General features: G+C 51.6%; 17 protein-coding genes. 11 read left to right on the forward strand and 6 right to left on the reverse strand.

What is annotated here, in order from left to right:
- Positions 1–123: 123 nt before the first annotated feature.
- On the reverse strand, positions 124–591 hold the full coding sequence (locus AYJ59_RS01910) for a thioesterase domain-containing protein (RefSeq protein ID WP_127119163.1): 468 nt from the start codon (positions 589–591) through the stop codon (positions 124–126).
- A 282-nt stretch (positions 592–873) separates the two neighbouring features.
- On the opposite strand from AYJ59_RS01910, the gene AYJ59_RS01915 reads away from it, so the two are divergent.
- Positions 874–1,302 (forward strand): Hsp20/alpha crystallin family protein, encoded by a 429-nt coding sequence (locus AYJ59_RS01915; protein ID WP_206197891.1) that lies wholly within the window; start codon positions 874–876, stop codon positions 1,300–1,302.
- A 201-nt stretch (positions 1,303–1,503) separates the two neighbouring features.
- Here the strand turns inward: AYJ59_RS01915 and AYJ59_RS01920 are convergent, their stop codons facing one another.
- On the reverse strand, positions 1,504–3,234 hold the full coding sequence (locus tag AYJ59_RS01920) for a GNAT family N-acyltransferase (protein WP_127119164.1): 1,731 nt from the start codon (positions 3,232–3,234) through the stop codon (positions 1,504–1,506).
- A gap of 167 nt (positions 3,235–3,401) precedes the next feature.
- Here AYJ59_RS01920 and AYJ59_RS01925 point away from each other — a divergent pair, with 167 nt between their 5' ends.
- From AYJ59_RS01925 to AYJ59_RS01935, 3 genes are all read left to right on the forward strand, one after another.
- A complete protein-coding gene (locus AYJ59_RS01925; RefSeq protein ID WP_237260358.1) occupies positions 3,402–4,211 on the forward strand; it encodes an ABC transporter permease in 810 nt (269 codons plus the stop codon).
- A 155-nt stretch (positions 4,212–4,366) separates the two neighbouring features.
- A complete protein-coding gene (locus AYJ59_RS01930) occupies positions 4,367–5,812 on the forward strand; it encodes a protein adenylyltransferase SelO (protein ID WP_127119165.1) in 1,446 nt (481 codons plus the stop codon).
- 31 nt (positions 5,813–5,843) lie between these two features.
- The gene (locus AYJ59_RS01935; protein ID WP_127119166.1) at positions 5,844–6,377 is read left to right on the forward strand and encodes a hypothetical protein; all 534 of its coding nucleotides are present in this window, start codon (positions 5,844–5,846) and stop codon (positions 6,375–6,377) included.
- Positions 6,378–6,396: 19 nt separating this feature from the next.
- Here the strand turns inward: AYJ59_RS01935 and AYJ59_RS01940 are convergent, their stop codons facing one another.
- A complete protein-coding gene (locus tag AYJ59_RS01940; protein ID WP_029938995.1) occupies positions 6,397–6,936 on the reverse strand; it encodes a hypothetical protein in 540 nt (179 codons plus the stop codon).
- Between the two features lie 17 nt (positions 6,937–6,953).
- Positions 6,954–8,597 (reverse strand): phosphoglucomutase (alpha-D-glucose-1,6-bisphosphate-dependent), encoded by a 1,644-nt coding sequence (gene pgm / locus AYJ59_RS01945; RefSeq protein WP_127119167.1) that lies wholly within the window; start codon positions 8,595–8,597, stop codon positions 6,954–6,956.
- A gap of 310 nt (positions 8,598–8,907) precedes the next feature.
- On the opposite strand from pgm, the gene AYJ59_RS01950 reads away from it, so the two are divergent.
- Entirely contained in the window at positions 8,908–9,249 is a 342-nt protein-coding gene (locus AYJ59_RS01950) for a hypothetical protein (RefSeq protein ID WP_127119168.1), read from the forward strand.
- Positions 9,250–9,312: 63 nt separating this feature from the next.
- Positions 9,313–11,517, forward strand: coding sequence for a TonB-dependent receptor (locus AYJ59_RS01955; RefSeq protein ID WP_127119169.1), 2,205 nt, complete (start codon positions 9,313–9,315; stop codon positions 11,515–11,517).
- Positions 11,518–11,616: 99 nt separating this feature from the next.
- Here AYJ59_RS01955 and AYJ59_RS01960 read toward each other — a convergent pair whose 3' ends face one another.
- Positions 11,617–12,558, reverse strand: a complete 942-nt coding sequence (locus AYJ59_RS01960) for a DnaJ C-terminal domain-containing protein (RefSeq protein ID WP_127119170.1) — start codon at positions 12,556–12,558, stop codon at positions 11,617–11,619.
- Positions 12,559–12,791: 233 nt separating this feature from the next.
- Between AYJ59_RS01960 and AYJ59_RS01965 the strand changes: the two genes are divergently transcribed.
- Positions 12,792–13,184 carry a hypothetical protein gene (locus AYJ59_RS01965; RefSeq protein WP_127119171.1) on the forward strand — a complete coding sequence of 131 codons (393 nt, stop codon included), beginning with the start codon at positions 12,792–12,794 and terminating at the stop codon, positions 13,182–13,184.
- A 68-nt stretch (positions 13,185–13,252) separates the two neighbouring features.
- Here AYJ59_RS01965 and AYJ59_RS01970 read toward each other — a convergent pair whose 3' ends face one another.
- Positions 13,253–13,591, reverse strand: a complete 339-nt coding sequence (locus tag AYJ59_RS01970) for a HopJ type III effector protein (RefSeq protein WP_127119172.1) — start codon at positions 13,589–13,591, stop codon at positions 13,253–13,255.
- On the opposite strand from AYJ59_RS01970, the gene AYJ59_RS01975 reads away from it, so the two are divergent.
- From AYJ59_RS01975 to sppA, 4 genes are all read left to right on the forward strand, one after another.
- Positions 13,590–13,787: a hypothetical protein gene (locus AYJ59_RS01975; RefSeq protein ID WP_029938988.1), complete on the forward strand. Its 198-nt coding sequence runs from the start codon at positions 13,590–13,592 to the stop codon at positions 13,785–13,787. The genes AYJ59_RS01970 and AYJ59_RS01975 overlap by 2 nt on opposite strands.
- A gap of 33 nt (positions 13,788–13,820) precedes the next feature.
- The gene (locus tag AYJ59_RS01980) at positions 13,821–14,921 is read left to right on the forward strand and encodes a TRAP transporter substrate-binding protein (protein ID WP_029938987.1); all 1,101 of its coding nucleotides are present in this window, start codon (positions 13,821–13,823) and stop codon (positions 14,919–14,921) included.
- A 220-nt stretch (positions 14,922–15,141) separates the two neighbouring features.
- A complete protein-coding gene (locus AYJ59_RS01985; RefSeq protein WP_029938986.1) occupies positions 15,142–15,399 on the forward strand; it encodes a hypothetical protein in 258 nt (85 codons plus the stop codon).
- Between the two features lie 154 nt (positions 15,400–15,553).
- Entirely contained in the window at positions 15,554–16,522 is a 969-nt protein-coding gene (gene sppA / locus AYJ59_RS01990; RefSeq protein WP_029938985.1) for a signal peptide peptidase SppA, read from the forward strand.
- The last annotated feature ends 49 nt before the right edge of the window (positions 16,523–16,571 follow it).

Raw genomic sequence — 16,571 nt, forward strand, 5'->3', positions numbered from 1 at the left:
AAAAGTTACCTTAATGCTACCACAGCCGGTAAGGGTTTTTTAAGAAATATCCGCTTAAAACGCTGATAAAACAGGGTGTTGCGAGCGCCTTTCAGAATAAAAAGCATTCGCGTTTTCACTTGGTCAGCGGTGCACCACATATTGGCCTTCAAACACCGTCGCCAGCTCCTGGGCTTCATTGTATATTTCCGTGGTCAATTGAATGCGGGCGCGGCCTTTTCGGTGGTATGTTTTCAGAAAGGTCGCCAATTGCGGTTCGGATTCGAATCGACAACGGGTTTCGATGTCGGCTTTCACCGGTTTCAAAAAACGGGTGTGGCTTTCCTGAATGACGATGTGGCCGTGTAAATCGTGTTCGGTGAGGGCGAGATGAATCAATCCCCAGCCGGTGAGCACGGCCGTGGCGTACAGGCTGCCACCGAAAGCGGTGCTTTTGTGGTTGATGTTGTTTTGCAAAGGCGCGCGTAAACGCAGGGAGTCGGCGGTGGCCTCCATGACCTGCAACCCCATGGACTGGGTGAGCGGGATGTCTTGATGCAAAAGCGTTTCCAGTGATTTTAGCGCTTTCGGCGTATGGGTGGAATCGGTCATGGCGTCTCCGCAGTGAAACGTATCTGTGATTCAGTATAGCCGGAGTGCCGAAAGTGTCCAACCGCTGGTCTTCCGATTAGAAGAAAAGTGGCCAGGCCTGGTTGTTTTGAAAACTTGATGTGTATTAAGTAAAAAGTCTTAAAAGGTGTTGACGAGCGTCCGGCATTTTGTCATATTTTAGTGGTACGGTTTTTTATTGAAAAGACTTGAATAACAATTTCTTAACCCCATATAGCCGTTGAATGAAAGTTGTATTGTTCTCTTTAAAAGGAGGGTTGTGCGATGAGTATGTTTTTAAGAACGTTGGAACCGTTTCGTGAATTGCGGGATTTGGAAAACCGGCTGCAAAAAATGATGCCGAAACCCACGGAATCGAATGTGGCCGGGTTTTCACCGACCGTCAATACACGAGAAGGGGATTACGCTTATCACATCGAAGTGGATTTACCCGGTGTGAAAAAAGACGATATCCATGTGGAAGTGAAAGAAAATCGTCTGACCATTTCCGGTGAACGTAAAACCAAGGAAGAGGTCAAGGACGAAGACTATTACCGCGTGGAAAGCAGTTACGGCAAGTTCGAGCGTAGCTTTGCCCTGCCGGATAATGTGGATGCCGAAAATGTATCCGCCAGTTCGGAAGACGGCGTGCTGGAAGTTGTGCTGCCGAAAAAGGAACGCAGTGCCGAGACCAAAAAGGTGGAAGTGAAATAATCTTCCACGAAGGTTTCAGTCAAAATCGAATTCAAACCAACCATTGAATGATCTTATCTGTCATTACAAGGGCCGCGGATTTTCCCCGGCCCTTTTTTTATGGGCAAAAAAAACTCACCGGCCGGTGAGTTCAAGACAAGGACGTTTTAACGGTTATATTTTATTATTCGGTGCTCACGCGGCCTTTGACCGCATGATGGATTAATCGGATGTGACCGGCGTCAGGTAACGTTCGCGTTTTTTCGGGATGATTTTGTCGATTTCCACCAGAATCAAACTGTCGATGCAGTCGTTGAAATCCGGGTCGACACTGAAGTCGATAAAGCGGCAACCGCCGGGTTCGCACAGTTCCGCGTATTGTTTGAACAAAGTCGGCACCTTGACGCCGAACTCGGTCAGCAAGCTGTTGAGCTTTTTGTAACTCTCTTTGTAGTCGCCGCTGAATTCTTTTTCCGCCAATTCTAGAATGTCCGGCGACGGTACGAAAGGGCGTTTCCCCACGGCCAAATCCTGATGCGAGCCCATCTGGGTTTGGAAGAAGGCGACAATCAGTTCTTTGGCGCGCAATGGGTAAGCATCCGACAAACTCACCGGGCCGAAGAAATATTTGGTTTCCGGGTGACGCATCACATAAGCGCCGATGCCGTACCATAGATAGTCCAGGCTGCGCTTGCCCCAGTAACGTGGTTGCACGAAGCTGCGGCCCATTTCCAGCGCATTGGGCAGATAAGGTTCGATGTCCGGTTTCAAGTCGAATAAGGTGCTGGTGTAAAGCCCGTCCATACCGTTTTTCTCGATGATTTTCTGGCATTCGCCGATGCGGTAGGCGCCGACAATTTCCAAATCCTCTTCATCCCACAGCACCAAGTGGCGGTAATCGGCATCGTATTTGTCTAAATCAAAGGCATCGCCGGTGCCTTCTTCCACCGTGCGGAAGGTCAGTTCGCGCAAGCGACCGATTTCACGCATCACCGGCGAATCGGCATCGTAATCGAACAGAAAGATTTTCTTGCCGTCCACCGTCTGGCCCAGTAGCTCGCCGTTTTTTAAATCCTTTTTCAAGGCCTTGCGGTTCACCGGGTGGGCGATGGTGCTTTCGGTTTCGAACGGCAGTTTGGCAATCGCTTTGCCGGGGTGGTTCAAGCGGTAAACGTGTTTGCGGAGCAGCTTGGCGATTTTCGTCAGCGGCCAGTCGCATTTCGCCACCGATTTCCACGGAATCATCGGCCCGACATGAAAGGCAATCTGTTGGTCGTTCTTATTGAACATTTCCTTGACCAGCATCAGCGTGCCCAGCGGTTTGTACAGGGTGGACAAACCATAAAACAAAGCGGAGTTTCGGGCGTCGATGTAAATCGGCAAAATCGGCGATTGGGTCTTTTTCGCCAGTTTGAGGAAACCGTTTTTCCACTTGCCGTCGCGCACGCCGTTCGGGCGGATGCGTGAGACTTCGCCCGCCGGGAAAATAATCACCGCCTCTTCGTTTTCCAACGCCTTGATCATGGTTTTGAAGAGTTCTTTATGGTTGGCCTTGTCGGACATATTGTCCACCGTCAAAAACAACGATTGAAACGGTTCGACATTGGCCAGCATTTCATTGGCGACGATGCGCACGTCCGGGCGAATGCTGCGGATGAATTTCAACAGTGCCAAACCGTCCAGCGAACCGATCGGGTGATTGGCGACGATGACCACGCGCCCCTCGGCCGGCACATTGTTGAAAGAACGGTTGTTGACCTGATAAGTGAAGTTATAATGTTCCAGGCTTTTGTCCAGGAAGGCAAAACCGCGCAGGTGTTTGTTCTCTTCGATGAACTGGTTGATTTCGTTTTCGTAGGTGAGCTTTTTCAGAAATTTAATCAGCTGTTTGCCACCCGGCTTCTGATTGAAATCGGGGTATTTTTCGAGAATGGTTTGTTCGATATTCAGCATAATGGTTTCTTCGTAACTCGTCTTCTTGGATAGCTCGGAGGGCACGTAGGACTCGTCTGGTACGTGCGGCGGTTCTACTCGTCTATTAACTGTATTATTCTGAGTTGTCCAGTTGACGTAGAAGTGACAAATGCGTGAGTTTCAAATGACGGTTGTGTAACAAAAATATGACAATGATTTCCCTGAGTTATTATGATTTGGCCGGTTTATCGGTGATGATTCTGCTGCTCGGCTTGTTGCTGCTATTGAACGGCTTCGAGCAAACGCGCCAGCTTTGGGTGGCGTCCGCACGCATGGTGGTGCAACTGCTGTTTATGGGCGTTTGGTTAAGCTGGGTGTTCAATGCCGACAGTTGGGTGCTGGTGGCGTTGGTGTCGGTGGTGATGCTGCTGTTCGCCGGTTATGAAATTCTCAAACGGCAGACCTACCGTTTTCAAACCAAGGGGTTGCTCTCCGGCTCGTTTGTGGTGGGACTGTTGTCGCTGTCGATGACCGCTTTGGTGTTGACGATTTTCTCGCTTACGCTGGTGATTCAGCCGCAACCTTGGTACGAAGCGCAATACGCCATTCCGTTGCTGGGGATGATTCTCGGCAACAGCATGACCGCCATCGGCCTTGGGTTGGATACCATGACCAAAAGCGCCGTGAAACAGAAAGCGCAAATCGAAGCGCAACTGGCCTTGGGCTACACCGCTAAAGAAGCGCTGATGTTCCTGAAAAAGCAAAGCCTGCACACGGCGATGATTCCGGTCATCAATATGCTCGCCGCCGCCGGCATCGTATCCTTGCCCGGTATGATGACGGGGCAAATCCTTGCCGGCATCGACCCGATGGAAGCCGTTAAATACCAAATCATGATTATGTTTCTGATTACGGTGTCCACTGCTTCGGGTGTGTTGATTGCCTTGTGGCTGGCGCAGAAAAAACTGTTCGATCCGCGGATGCGTCTGAACTTGTCACAGTTGGTAAAAAGCTGAAAACAGAAAAACGCCCAGACCTGCTCTTTGAAAGCTGTCGGATTTGACAAGGCGCGTTATAATAACCTTAAAGCGCGCTCAGTCTTTGCCGAGTATTTGTCGAATATTTGCAGAAAGTTCGCGCGATTCCGTCACCCCAAACCTCAGGTTGAACCATGTTACAGCACCCATATCTCGAATTGCCGAAATCCTTTTTCCAACCCGTCTGGCCGGAGCCCCAGCAAAACGCACGTCTCGTCGCGGTTAATCGGGCGCTGATGCAGGAAATCGATTGCGACTTGAGTGACGAACAATTGCTTGCACTCACCGCCGGGCAATTGGAGGATGCCAGCTTGGCCGAGTTCGATTTGCAGCCGCTGGCGCAAAAATACACCGGCCACCAGTTCGGCTATTACAACCCGGATTTGGGTGATGGCCGCGGAGTGTTGCTGGGGCGCTGGGAAGACAAAAACGGCCAGGCCTGGGACTTTCACCTGAAAGGCGCCGGGCGCACACCTTATTCCCGTCGAGGTGACGGCCGGGCGGTTTTGCGTTCGGTGATTCGCGAATACTTGGCGTCCGAAGCCTTGTACGGGCTGGGCGTGCCCACAACGCGGGCCTTATCCATCGCCACCAGCGACGAACAAGTGCAGCGTGAAACCTTCGAAACGCGCGCTAGCCTGATGCGTGTCACGCCCAGCCACATCCGTTTCGGGCATTTTCAGTGGGCCGCCTCCAAAGGCCCGGCCACCTTTGAATTCCTGACCAATTTTGTGGTGGAACATCATTACCCGGAACTGCAATCGCTGGCAGAACCGCAGCGCAGTGCCGCCTTGTTGAAAACCGTGTGCGAGCGCACCGCGGTGCTGATGGCGAAATGGCAAGCGGTGGGCTTCAATCACGGGGTGATGAATTCCGACAATATGTCCATCCTCGGCGAAACCTTCGACTTCGGGCCTTATGCCTTTTTCGACGATTTTCAAATCGAGTACATCTGCAATCATTCGGATTATGAAGGGCGCTACGCTTATAACCAGCAACCGAAAATCGGCGTCACCAATTGCCAACTGCTGGCACACGCCTTCGATAAAGTGCTGGACGAAGCCGCGCAAAACGAAGCCTTGGAAGCCTTTGTGGAAACCTATAATCGCCAGTACATTGACGAGATGAACCGTAAAATCGGATTGCATACCGTACAGCCGGACGATAAAAACCTGATTGGTGATTTATTGGTGTTGATGGATCAGCATCGGGTGGATTTCAGTTTGTTTTTCCGCCGCTTGGCGAAATGGAACCAACCGGATGAAGGTGAATTGATGGCGTTGTTGAACCAACCCGGTGCCTTTGTCGATTGGTTCCAGTGTTACGATGCCCGCTTGCAGCAAGAAGGCGTTTCCGAGTCGGAACGTCAGCAACGGATTTTGGCCGCCAATCCGGCCATCGTCTTGCGGAATTACATTGCTCAGGGCATTATCGAAGCCGCCGAAAACGGTGACTATCAACCATTAGAACAGTGGGTGGAAGCACTGCATTCACCTTTCGAAGAACACCCAGGCCTGGCGGAATTTCAGAAACCGCCAAGTCCGGAACAAAAAGGGTTGCAACTCAGTTGCTCTTCTTGATAAAACAGGCAATAAAACAGGAAATATAAGGATGGCTTATCAAACATTTACGCCGCGCCACTTAGCGCGCTTTAAATTATGGATGTGGGTGGTGGCGTTGATTGTCGCATCCGGCTTGGTGTTGGCGATTAGCCAGCTTTCAAACGGTTTTATCCACACCTTACCCATCTGGGGGCTGTGGGTGTTGCCGGGGCTGCTGTTATTGCGGTATGGCTTTAAACAACACCAGGCGCTGAAAACCGAAGTGGCACAAACCTACCAACGTTTGTTGGAAACCGAAGCGTTTCAACCCGCGAACGAAGTGGACTTAGGCTTGGGCCGAAAACTGATTGTGGACGCCGACAACGACAAGATGGTGTTACTGTTTCCTCTGGAAATTCACCGCTTTCAACGAGCGGATATCGCCGATTGGAAAGTTGAGCCCAGAAGCGCGCGTAAACACAAAACCAATCGCGTGGAACATGATCTGCATTTGAACTTTGATAGTGGTGAAGCGCTTGAGGTGAAAGGTATTCACCATCGAGACGAAGTGCATCAACAATTCAGTGTGTTGCTTGCAAAATAGTTAGAAACAAACGCTTGAACTAGCGCATCAATATTTTAGCCGTGATGATGGCAGGCTCATTTTCGTAACCTTTTGATGCCAAGTTCGAGATTTCATTTTTTATTTTTTCGGGTGACCAAAAAAACCAGCCTTGATTATGGAACAAGGTTTCTATGTCCAAAGACTTTGACTGATACACTTTACCGGCTGCGAGACCAAGGGTGATTGACGTTTCACGGTTGGCCATATTCATTGAAATCAGGTCTTCTTTTAATTTGGCTAAAACGATTTCTCTATAGTTTTGGCAGGTGAATAACTTGTATTTTCCTTCGGGAATTTCGTGGTTTTGGCAAAGGTCGGCGTATTTGACACCGGAGGAGTCTAAGAAAGACTTTGCTTCCAGTGCCAAAATTGTATTCTGGGTGACATTAAAAGCCAGCAAGTCTATTTCCGGCCTAGGTATTGAATGTTTGCCAATGTCACGCTTTTCTTGTTTGGTTAAATTGACTTTAAAAGATTGCCTAACCCAGTTGCCTTTGTGCTCCAGTAGTGTTTTGAGAATGCCCTCAAAGTAATCCATGGTTGGCTCTCCAGAAATTAACCATTCAACGCATCACTCACAATCGCTTGCGCTTCTTTTAGGATTTCATCCAAATGCGCTTGGCCTTTAAAGCTTTCGGCGTAGATTTTATAGATGTCCTCGGTGCCGGATGGGCGGGCGGCGAACCAGCCGTTTTCGGTGGTGATTTTCAGGCCGCCGATGGCCGCGCCGTTGCCCGGAGCGTGGGTGAGTTTGTCCAGAATAGGCTCGCCCGCCAAAGTGTCGGCTTTGACCATGTCCGGTGACAGGTTTTTCAAAATCGCTTTCTGTTCACGGTTGGCCGGTGCGTCGATGCGGCTGTACACCGGATTGCCGAATTGTTCGGTCAGTGCCTGATACAGTTTCCCCGGGTCTTTGCCGGTGACGGCAGTGATTTCCGCGGCCAATAAATTCATGATAATGCCGTCCTTGTCGGTGCTCCAGACGGTGCCATCCATTTTCAAGAAAGACGCCCCGGCGGATTCTTCGCCACCAAAGGCATAGTCGCCGGACACCAATCCGTCCACAAACCATTTGAAACCGACCGGCACTTCCGCCAGAGTTTTGCCCAAGGAGGCGACGACGCGGTCAATCATGGAACTGGACACCAGCGTTTTACCGATTTTAACGTCCGCCGACCAGTTCGGACGGTGGGTCAGCAGGTATTGAATGGCGACGGCGAGATAGTGGTTCGGGTTCATTAAACCGACCGACGGAGTGACGATGCCGTGGCGGTCGGTATCGGTGTCGTTGCCGAAGGCGATGTCGTAGTCGTCTTTCAGGGCAATCAGGCTGGCCATGGCGTAAGGCGAGGAGCAGTCCATGCGGATTTTGCCGTCCTTATCCACCGTCATGAAAGAGAAGGTCGGGTCGACGTGTTTGTTGACGATTTCCAGATTCAGGCCGTAATGGTCGGCGATCGGTTGCCAGTAATCCACCGCTGCGCCGCCGAGCGGGTCAATGCCGAGCTTGAGTCCGGCGTCTTTGATGGCTTTCATATCGACGATTTTGTCGAGGTCTTTGACATACGGCATGATGAGGTCTTCGGCCTTGACGAATTCGGAAGCCATCGCCTCGGCCAGTGGCATACGATTGATGGCTTGCATGTCGGACATCAGGATTTCATTGGCGCGGTCTTGAATCACGGAAGTGGCATCGGTATCGGCCGGGCCGCCGTTTGGCGGGTTGTATTTGAATCCGCCGTCTTCCGGTGGATTGTGCGATGGTGTGATGATGACGCCGTCGGCCAAATCATCAGTGCGGTTTTCGTTGTAGGTGAGAATGGCGTGCGAAATGACCGGCGTCGGCGTGTAACGGCCTTTGCCTTGAATGATGACGTCCAGACTGTTGCCGGCAAAGACCTCGATGGCGGTGGCGTGGGCGGCTTCCGACAGGGCGTGGCTGTCCATGCCGATGTAGATCGGGCCGGTGATGCCTTGCGCGTCGCGGTATTCGACGATCGCTTGCGAAATGGCGGCGATGTGGTTTTCATTGAAGGCGGTTTTGCTGGCGCTGCCACGGTGGCCGGAGGTGCCGAAGGCGACCGCTTGATCCGGATTGCTGGCATCGGGAATCAAGTTGTAGTAGTCGGTCATCAGTTTGGGAATGTTTTCCAGAATGGATTGTGGGGCAGCTTTTCCGGCGTAGGGTGACAAAGACATGGCGCATCCTTCTATAAGTGATTTTGTGCAACGATTGGTTTCATTATAGCCATGCGGTTTGAAAAAATCATGCCGAATCCGCGCCTTTCATAAAGCTGTCAAACAAACCGAAAAACCACCAGGCCTGGCCATTTGGGTGACTTTTTGAAATAAATTTTATTTATCTCTGGATTTCATGTCAGGAGGCGCTAAAATAGAGAATGTTATTATGTAACACAATGTAATGACAAAAATGTAAAGAAGTAACCGACGCGGGTTGTTTCAGAACAGTTAAGTGAATATTCCAACAACCTGTAACGAACCCGTATTTTTGACGATGAATCAACGAACCCTGACAAACACACTGCCGAAGCGATGGTTTCAGCCTTTTGGCGCTGACACGGTGTCCTGGCGACACCTGTTGCTGGCGTTCGTGTTGCTGTTCGCGCAGACGGCGGCTCTGTTGCACGCCGAGATTCATCCGTTCCATGAACACACCGAAGTGTGTAATGTCTTCGACGGTGTGGAACACCAAGCCAGTGCCTTCACGCCGACATTCGAGTTGCCGCAGACACCCGTTTATCGGGATGTGTGGCGCCCGGATTCCATCCTGTCGTTTGCCGCCACCTTCGCGGCGGTCTATTTCAGCCGTGCCCCGCCGGCCTTCTCCTGATTGATTCTTTTTATTTAATTCCCCTTAAAAATCAGTAAGAGAAATCCTTTTCAGGAGAAAGACATGCTTCGCAAGAAACTCGTGTCTGCCATTCTGTTGGCCAGTGGCGCGTCGGTGAACGCGGCCTGGGCGGAAGACAGCAAGCAGACCCAAACAACCCAATTACAGAAAATTTCCGTGGAATCGCAATTGAATCCGCCGTTGGAACCGGTGGACATCAGTACGTCCACCACCTTACAACCCTCCAAAACGGAAATGGATCGCAACGGCACCGCTTCCCTCGGTGAAGCGCTGGACGGCTTGCCCGGCGTGAATACCCTGGAAACTGGCCCGCAATCCGGTAAGCCGGTGGTGCGCGGCGATACTTCTTTGCGTTTGCCGGTGTTGTCCAATGGCATGACCATGGAGTATCAGGCGGAAGGCACACGCCATAACCCGAATGTGGACCCGGCTTTGACCGAACGTCTGGAAGTGATTCGCGGCCCGCAAGGCTTGAAGTATTCCAGCCAGGCGGTGAAATCGGCGGTGAATGTGGTCGGCCCACAAATAGATTATGCCGGGCCGGGTGAAACCAAAGCGTCCGGTGAGTTGATGGGGGAGGTGAATTCCAATAATAACGAAACCATGATTGGCGCCAAGGCCAAACTGTCATCCAATGGCTTCGGTTTGGTCGGGGGCGTGACCAAACGCCGCGGCAACGATTTCGTCACGCCGGACGGCCCGGAAGCGGGCGATGTGGCCCCGGGCGATCCGCCGGGCACCAAACCCTTGGTCACAGGTACCACGCCTTACACCAACTTTGAAGGCGAGTCGGCCGTGATCGGCGCGGGTTACCGTGGTGATTGGGGTGAAGTGGAATTACGCCACAATTATTGGGAGTCCAAACAAAACTATCTGGGCGTGGAAGCGGCGCCGGGTGAATATGAATTGATTCCGTCCGCCGGGCAAAATCTGACCAACTCCGAAACCCAATTGAAGGCCGAGTTTTTCGCCGGGGATTGGGTCATCAAACCGAAATACGCCCATACCCGCAACCAGCGTCAGGCGATGCATGAAGTGACTTACGAGGACATGGACGATTACAAGGATGACGAGGAATATCTCGACATCGTCGTTCACCGCGATGATTACCAGTTGGCGGTGGAGCATCCGGAATTCTTCGGGTGGCAAGGTGAGTTTGGTGTCAGCGGTTACACCAAAGACCAGGATTTGCGTTCCGGTCATTTGACGCCGAGTGCGACCGAAGATGGCGCCGGCATCTTTGTGGTGGAAAAACAATCCTTCGGTCCTTGGGATGTGGAAGTGGGTGCGCGCTACGACAGTCAGCATGTCAAAGCGCCGTTAAGCTCGGAAAACGCCCATTTCTGGGATGAAACCGGGGTGTATAACAGCTCGAACAATTCGCGCGATTTCTCTGATTGGTCCGGCGCTTTGGGCGTGGCCTATCACTATACGTCCAACTGGACCTTCACCGGTAACCTGGGACGCAGCTTCCGCGCGCCGTCCATTTTTGAACTCTACGCCTCCGGCGCGCACGGCGGGGTGCAGGCCTACCAACTGGGTAACCCGGATTTGAAAGCCGAGACCTCCATCAACACCGAGCTGGCGGCGACCTGGCAGTCGGAAAACCTGCACTCGACCTTGTCGGTGTACTCCAACTGGGTGGATAACTACATCGTGCTGGAAAACACCGAGACCGAAGAGTATTGCGACCACGAAGGCGATTGCCAACCGACGCAGAACCTGAATTATCCATATCGTCTGATGGTTAATTCGCAAACCAATGCGTTGATTCAAGGGATCGAATGGTCGGCGACTTACCGTATGACACCGCAGCTGCAATGGCAGGCCACCGCGGAAATCATGCAAGGGCGCGATACCAAGAACAATCGCGATCTGCCGTTGATGCCGGCGAACAATGCGACCTTAGGCGCGCAGTACACCTTCGGCAGCGGTCAGTATCTGGCGAAACCGTATGTCGGCTTGGGCACCAAGTATGTGGCCGAGAAGGATTCGGCCGGGCCTTACGAGCCGTTCAGCCAGTTCGACAGCACGCCATTCGGGACGGCGTCCACCAAAGATTACTGGTTATGGAATCTGGAAGCGGGTACCGGGTTCAAATTCGGCAAGCAACGCCTGTACCTGGATTTGACCGTGCAGAACTTGATGGATGTGCAGTATCGTGACTTCCTCGATACCTATAAAGGGTATGCGCAGGGCATGGGTCGTAACTTCCAGTTGCATGCACGTTTGCCGTTCAAAATTTGATGTTTGAACCGTCGTCGACTCCAGTCGGCGGTGGGTATCAAATCAATATAAAAAAACCGCCAGGCCTGGCGGTTTTTTCGTTTCAGGAGCGAGAACGCTTTAGAAGTGTTCGCGCGGATTGAACGGCATTTTCGTGGCCATGTCTTCGTAAAAGGCTTTGGCGTCGTCGCTGTCGGCCGGTGGTGTGTGGATTTGTACCACGATGAACTGATTACCGGCTTTATCGTTTTTGCCGAGGCCGCGGCCTTTGATGCGCAGTTTCGAACCGGATTGAGTGCCGGCCGGAATGTTCATATTGACCTTGCCTTTCAGGGTCGGGATTTCGACCTTGGTGCCCAGCGCCGCTTCCCACGGTGTCAGCGGCAGGTTGAGGATAATGTCGTCGCCATCCACTTTGTAAAGCGGGTGGTTTTGCAGATCCACTTCCAGATAAAGGTCGCCGTTCGGACCGCCGCCGAAACCGGGCGCGCCCTGACCGCTCAAGCGAATGCGCGAACCTTGCTTGACCCCGGCCGGAATCTTCACCTTCAACTGTTTCGGCTGGTGCGAGACCTGGCCGAACTGGTTGGGGTTCGGCATTTGCAGGTTCAGGGATTTCGCCGCACCATTGACGGCTTCTTCCAGCGTCACCAACACCTTGACGATTTGGTCGTCGCCTTTTTGTTGGAAGCCTTGGCCCTGATGTCCGAAACCGCCTTGCCCGCCGAACCCGCCGCCGAACATGGATTCGAAAAAGTCGCTGAAGCCGCCGGCCTGACCACCGGCACCGCCAAACCCGCCGCCGAACATGCTTTCAAAGTCCGGTGGTGGTTGGAAGTTTTGGCCATTATGGTAGTTGGGGCCGAGTTGGTCGTACATTTGACGTTTTTCGGTGTCGCCCAATACTTCGTAGGCTTCATTGATTTCCTTGAATTTGGTTTCGTCCCCGCTCGGTTTGTCGGGGTGATGCTTGGCGGCCAGTTTGCGGTAGGCTTTTTTAATCTCCGCTTCCGAGGCACTGCGTTCCACACCTAAGATTTCGTAGTAATCTTTATATTCCATTGTTTTTCCTGAAAATTTAAGCTAACTAGCTTATGGGGATGATGCCAAGGGTTTTCAAGGGCTTTTATCGATTTTGTATTCATTTAGTCTTTGTAGGGGTATTCACCGGAAGGATTGAGATATTTCAATTTTAACGGAAATTACGCCTCTGGGGCTTGAACGATAAGTGAAATTGATTATTATTGAAGTTTGCTTCGGTATGAAACGTTTATAAAATAATCAAAAGGTTGCGCATGTTTTACGGTGTCACAGCAGAAGAAGACGAAATCATTTCGACGGCCATTTCGACGCCATTCAGTTTTCACAATGGCGAGGAAGTCCTGAAAGGGCGCAGTCTCAGTCGCGAAGGCTTGGGTGTGCATTGCCCGAATCAGGGGGCCAAGGCGTTTCATTTCAACCGTCGGCAGAAGTTGAAAGACTGTCACATCCAAATCGACGGGCTGACCATTTATTTCTGTCAATTGCAGGTCGTGGAGTTGAAAGAACTCAACGGCGAGTACATTTACGGCTTACGGATTCTCAGCATCTTGCCGCAAGAGCAGGAAAAGCTGGAAGCCGTTTACGAGAGCAAATTGTGCGAGCTGGACGATGACTGCAACAAGTGGACCGCCATTTCTTCTTCCTGAAATCTCGAAACGGTCTTTCCCCTTCTTTTCGAGCCGCCCGGTCGGGCGACCTTTCTGAAACGATTGTTTTATTTCGCCGTCAGCGGCATGGCATCGAATTGCACGCCAGACCAACCGGTTTTCATAAAGTTGCGGATATTGCCGTGGTCTTGCCCGTCCGGGTTTTTCAGAACATCCTGAGTATAAAAATCACCGAAGGCGTTCAGCGTGGCTTGCTCGCTCAGACCGTTTAATTTAGCGAAGGCGAAAATCTTGCAGGAGCCGTTGTTGGTGTCGGCTTGATTGATTTGCTCGCCGTTTTGAAAACGGGTCGGGGTGAAGTCGTAATGGGTGTCGATGGTTTGCATCACCGTGTTGAAATCGACGGGTTGTTGATTCAGTTCGGCGGTTAAGGCATCCAATGTCATGGCAGCTCCTTTGATGTTTGGAAATCGGGTGGTTTCGTTGGCGAGGTATTTTATCAAAGGAGTGCTTCTTCACGGTCGGTTTTTCCGACAAGACCGTGTTTTGGGCGCTTTTCGGAAAGGCATTTGCGGCGGTGAATCTAAAATTAGACAAGATAACATCTTGAAAAAATGGCAAAATATGGGGCAATTAAATTGATTGTCAAAGCATTAACAAGGAAGCACAGATTCAATGAAAAGACGTGATTTTATCGGCGCGATTGCCGGTGCGACAGCAACCACGGCCATGACCGCCTGTGGACAGAAAGACGAACCGAAAACGGCGGCGGTGCAACCGATGGAAACCGTGGAATGGAAGATGGTCACCACCTGGCCGAAAAACTTCCCAGGCCTGGGGACCGGCGCGAACCGTGTGGCGGAACTGATTAATGAGATGTCCGGCGGTCGCATTCACGTCAAGGTCTTCGGTGCGGGTGAAATGGTCGGTGCTTTTGAAGTGTTCGATGCGGTGTCTCGCGGCAATGCGCAACTGGGGCACGCCGGTGCCTATTACTGGAAAGGCAAGGTTCCGGCATCGGTGTTTTTCTCGTCGGTGCCGTTCGGTTTGACGCCGGATGAAATGAACGCCTGGCTGTATTATGGTGACGGTTTGAAACTGTGGGAAGAAGCCTATAAACCGTTCGGTTTGATTCCGAATCCGGCGGGGAACTCCGGCACCCAGATGGGTGGTTGGTTCAATAAGGAAATCAATTCCGTGGCCGATTTGAAAGGCCTGAAAATGCGTATGCCGGGCTTGGGTGGCGAAGTGCTGAAAAAAGCCGGTGGTGTGCCGGTGTCCTTGCCGGGCGGAGATATTTTCCCGTCGATGGAGTCCGGTGCTTTGGATGCCACGGAATGGGTCGGGCCTTATAACGATTTGGCGTTCGGCATTTACCGTGCGGCGAAATACTATTACACACCGGGCTGGCACGAGCCGGGCACCACCATGGAATGTATGATTAACGAAGAAGCCTTCAATGCATTGCCGGCGGATTTGCAGAGCATTGTGCGTAATGCGATGAAAGTGGCGAACCTGGAAATGTTGTCGGAATACATGGCGCGCAACCAGCAGGCGTTGCAGACATTGGTTGAGAAGCACAATGTGGAACTGCGCTACTTCCCGGATTCGGTCTTGAAGGAATTGAAAAAACTCTCGGCCGAAGTCATTGAAGAAGCCGCCGCGGAAGATGCGCTGTCCACCAAAGTCTGGGCGTCGCAAAAAGCCTTTAAAGAGCAGGTGTCCAAGTGGACCAATGTCTCGGAATTGGCGTTCCTGAACGCGCGTAACCTGTAATTTTTTGTGTCGAAAACGGCCAGGCCAGGCCGTTTTCACAATTGCCTTCGGCGCGATCGCGTCATCTTTTGCCGTTCGACCAATCTTTAAGAAACCCTGAATCTTACGTTATTTTCATTATTTTCGGTTGGCATCGGAGAGCATTATCCGTAAACTTGGTTATTAGTAACAATAATGTTGCTATTAAATATTTTTATTGAATCAAGACAGGAGGTGAAAGATGAAACACTTGTTCAAAGTGATGCTGGTTTCCTTGTTTGTTTTGGGCATGCACAATGCGAAGGCGGAAGACACTTGGTCGTTCGACGGCAGTGAAAAGGCCGTGACCAAGCTGGTGAAAGAAAAACGGACCGAAGCCGCGTCCAAAGTGCTGTATCAAGAAGTGTATGACAACAAAATGCTGTGTTGGTCGTGGGATGCCTGTGCTGATAAACGGCGCGTTTATGGCCGTGCTTACGATACGTACAGTTTTCAATAAGGTGATCATGTCGCCGATTTAAAACAATAACGATTTCCTCAGAAAAGCTCTCCAAGCACCTGCCCGGCCCTGATTCAGAGTCGGGCTTTTTTATATCGTTTTACAGCGGTCGGAAAAACGGTACACTGAGAAACGTTATACAGGAGAAAAAACCATGTTCAAGAAAAGTGTAATGGTATTGTTGGGGGCGAGCCTGTTGTCAGGTTGCGCCACGATTAAGTTGGGCCCGAGTTACGACGAGCCGCTGAAAGAACAAGTTGTGGCAAAAGTCGATGGGTCGGACGGCAAGGTGTTGATGATTCCGGTGGAAGGCGCCATTTCCAATGAGCCGTCCAAAGGGTTTTTGGACAGCTCGCCGGGGCTGCTCGATAAGGTGATGATGCAGTTGCGTCGTGCCGAAAAAGACGACGACATCAAAGCGGTGCTGCTGAAGGTCAACTCGCCGGGCGGCGGCGTGACGACCAGCGATATTTTCTATCACGAATTGAAGTCCTTCAAAAAACGTACCGGCAAGGCGTTGTATGTGCAGATGATGGACGTGGGCGCTTCCGGGGCCTATTACCTGTCGTTGGCGGCGGACCATATTCAAGTGCATCCCACCACCTTGACCGGCTCGGTCGGGGTCATCACCATTTTGCCGAACGTCGTCGGTTTGTCGGATAAGATCGGGGTGGAAGTGAAAACCTATAAAACCGGCCCGAACAAAGACACCGGCTCGCCGTTCCGTCGCATGACGCCGGAAGAGAATACCTACCTGCAAGGTTTGATTGATGAAATGGCGAATCGCTTTTACGGTTTGGTGAAAACGGAACGCGGCTTGACCGACCAGCAAATGGCAAGCATCAAAACCGCCAAAGTCTATTTGGGCAAAGATGCGGTACAAGCCGGTTTGGTGGATTCGGTCGGCTATCTGTCGGGCGCTTCGAAACAAGCCTGTCAAATGGCGGGTGCCAAGCGCTGCGATTTGGTGACGTATCGTTTTGATGCGAATGTCAACGCCAATGCCTATTCACCGAATATGGCGAATGGACGTGTGGCACCGGAAATGAATCTGATTCGAACCAATTTGCTGAGTCCGTTGACGGAACTGCGTCCAGGGTCTTATTACTTGTATCTGGAGTGATGATTCCGAAAGGATAAAGTCAGACATAAAAAAGGCCGACATTTGTCGG

The organism is Thiomicrospira sp. S5 (genome assembly GCF_003991075.1).
Lineage (GTDB): Bacteria > Pseudomonadota > Gammaproteobacteria > Thiomicrospirales > Thiomicrospiraceae > Hydrogenovibrio > Hydrogenovibrio thermophilus.

Coding starts and splice junctions, on each gene's coding strand:
- AYJ59_RS01910 (WP_127119163.1), bottom strand. CDS start 591: ATGACCGATTCCACCCATACGCCGAAAGCGCTAAAATCACTGGAAACG.
- AYJ59_RS01915 (WP_206197891.1), top strand. CDS start 874: ATGAGTATGTTTTTAAGAACGTTGGAACCGTTTCGTGAATTGCGGGAT.
- AYJ59_RS01920 (WP_127119164.1), bottom strand. CDS start 3,234: ATGCTGAATATCGAACAAACCATTCTCGAAAAATACCCCGATTTCAAT.
- AYJ59_RS01925 (WP_237260358.1), top strand. CDS start 3,402: ATGACAATGATTTCCCTGAGTTATTATGATTTGGCCGGTTTATCGGTG.
- AYJ59_RS01930 (WP_127119165.1), top strand. CDS start 4,367: ATGTTACAGCACCCATATCTCGAATTGCCGAAATCCTTTTTCCAACCC.
- AYJ59_RS01935 (WP_127119166.1), top strand. CDS start 5,844: ATGGCTTATCAAACATTTACGCCGCGCCACTTAGCGCGCTTTAAATTA.
- AYJ59_RS01940 (WP_029938995.1), bottom strand. CDS start 6,936: ATGGATTACTTTGAGGGCATTCTCAAAACACTACTGGAGCACAAAGGC.
- pgm (WP_127119167.1), bottom strand. CDS start 8,597: ATGTCTTTGTCACCCTACGCCGGAAAAGCTGCCCCACAATCCATTCTG.
- AYJ59_RS01955 (WP_127119169.1), top strand. CDS start 9,313: ATGCTTCGCAAGAAACTCGTGTCTGCCATTCTGTTGGCCAGTGGCGCG.
- AYJ59_RS01960 (WP_127119170.1), bottom strand. CDS start 12,558: ATGGAATATAAAGATTACTACGAAATCTTAGGTGTGGAACGCAGTGCC.
- AYJ59_RS01965 (WP_127119171.1), top strand. CDS start 12,792: ATGTTTTACGGTGTCACAGCAGAAGAAGACGAAATCATTTCGACGGCC.
- AYJ59_RS01975 (WP_029938988.1), top strand. CDS start 13,590: ATGGCAGCTCCTTTGATGTTTGGAAATCGGGTGGTTTCGTTGGCGAGG.
- AYJ59_RS01970 (WP_127119172.1), bottom strand. CDS start 13,591: ATGACATTGGATGCCTTAACCGCCGAACTGAATCAACAACCCGTCGAT.
- AYJ59_RS01980 (WP_029938987.1), top strand. CDS start 13,821: ATGAAAAGACGTGATTTTATCGGCGCGATTGCCGGTGCGACAGCAACC.
- AYJ59_RS01985 (WP_029938986.1), top strand. CDS start 15,142: ATGAAACACTTGTTCAAAGTGATGCTGGTTTCCTTGTTTGTTTTGGGC.
- sppA (WP_029938985.1), top strand. CDS start 15,554: ATGTTCAAGAAAAGTGTAATGGTATTGTTGGGGGCGAGCCTGTTGTCA.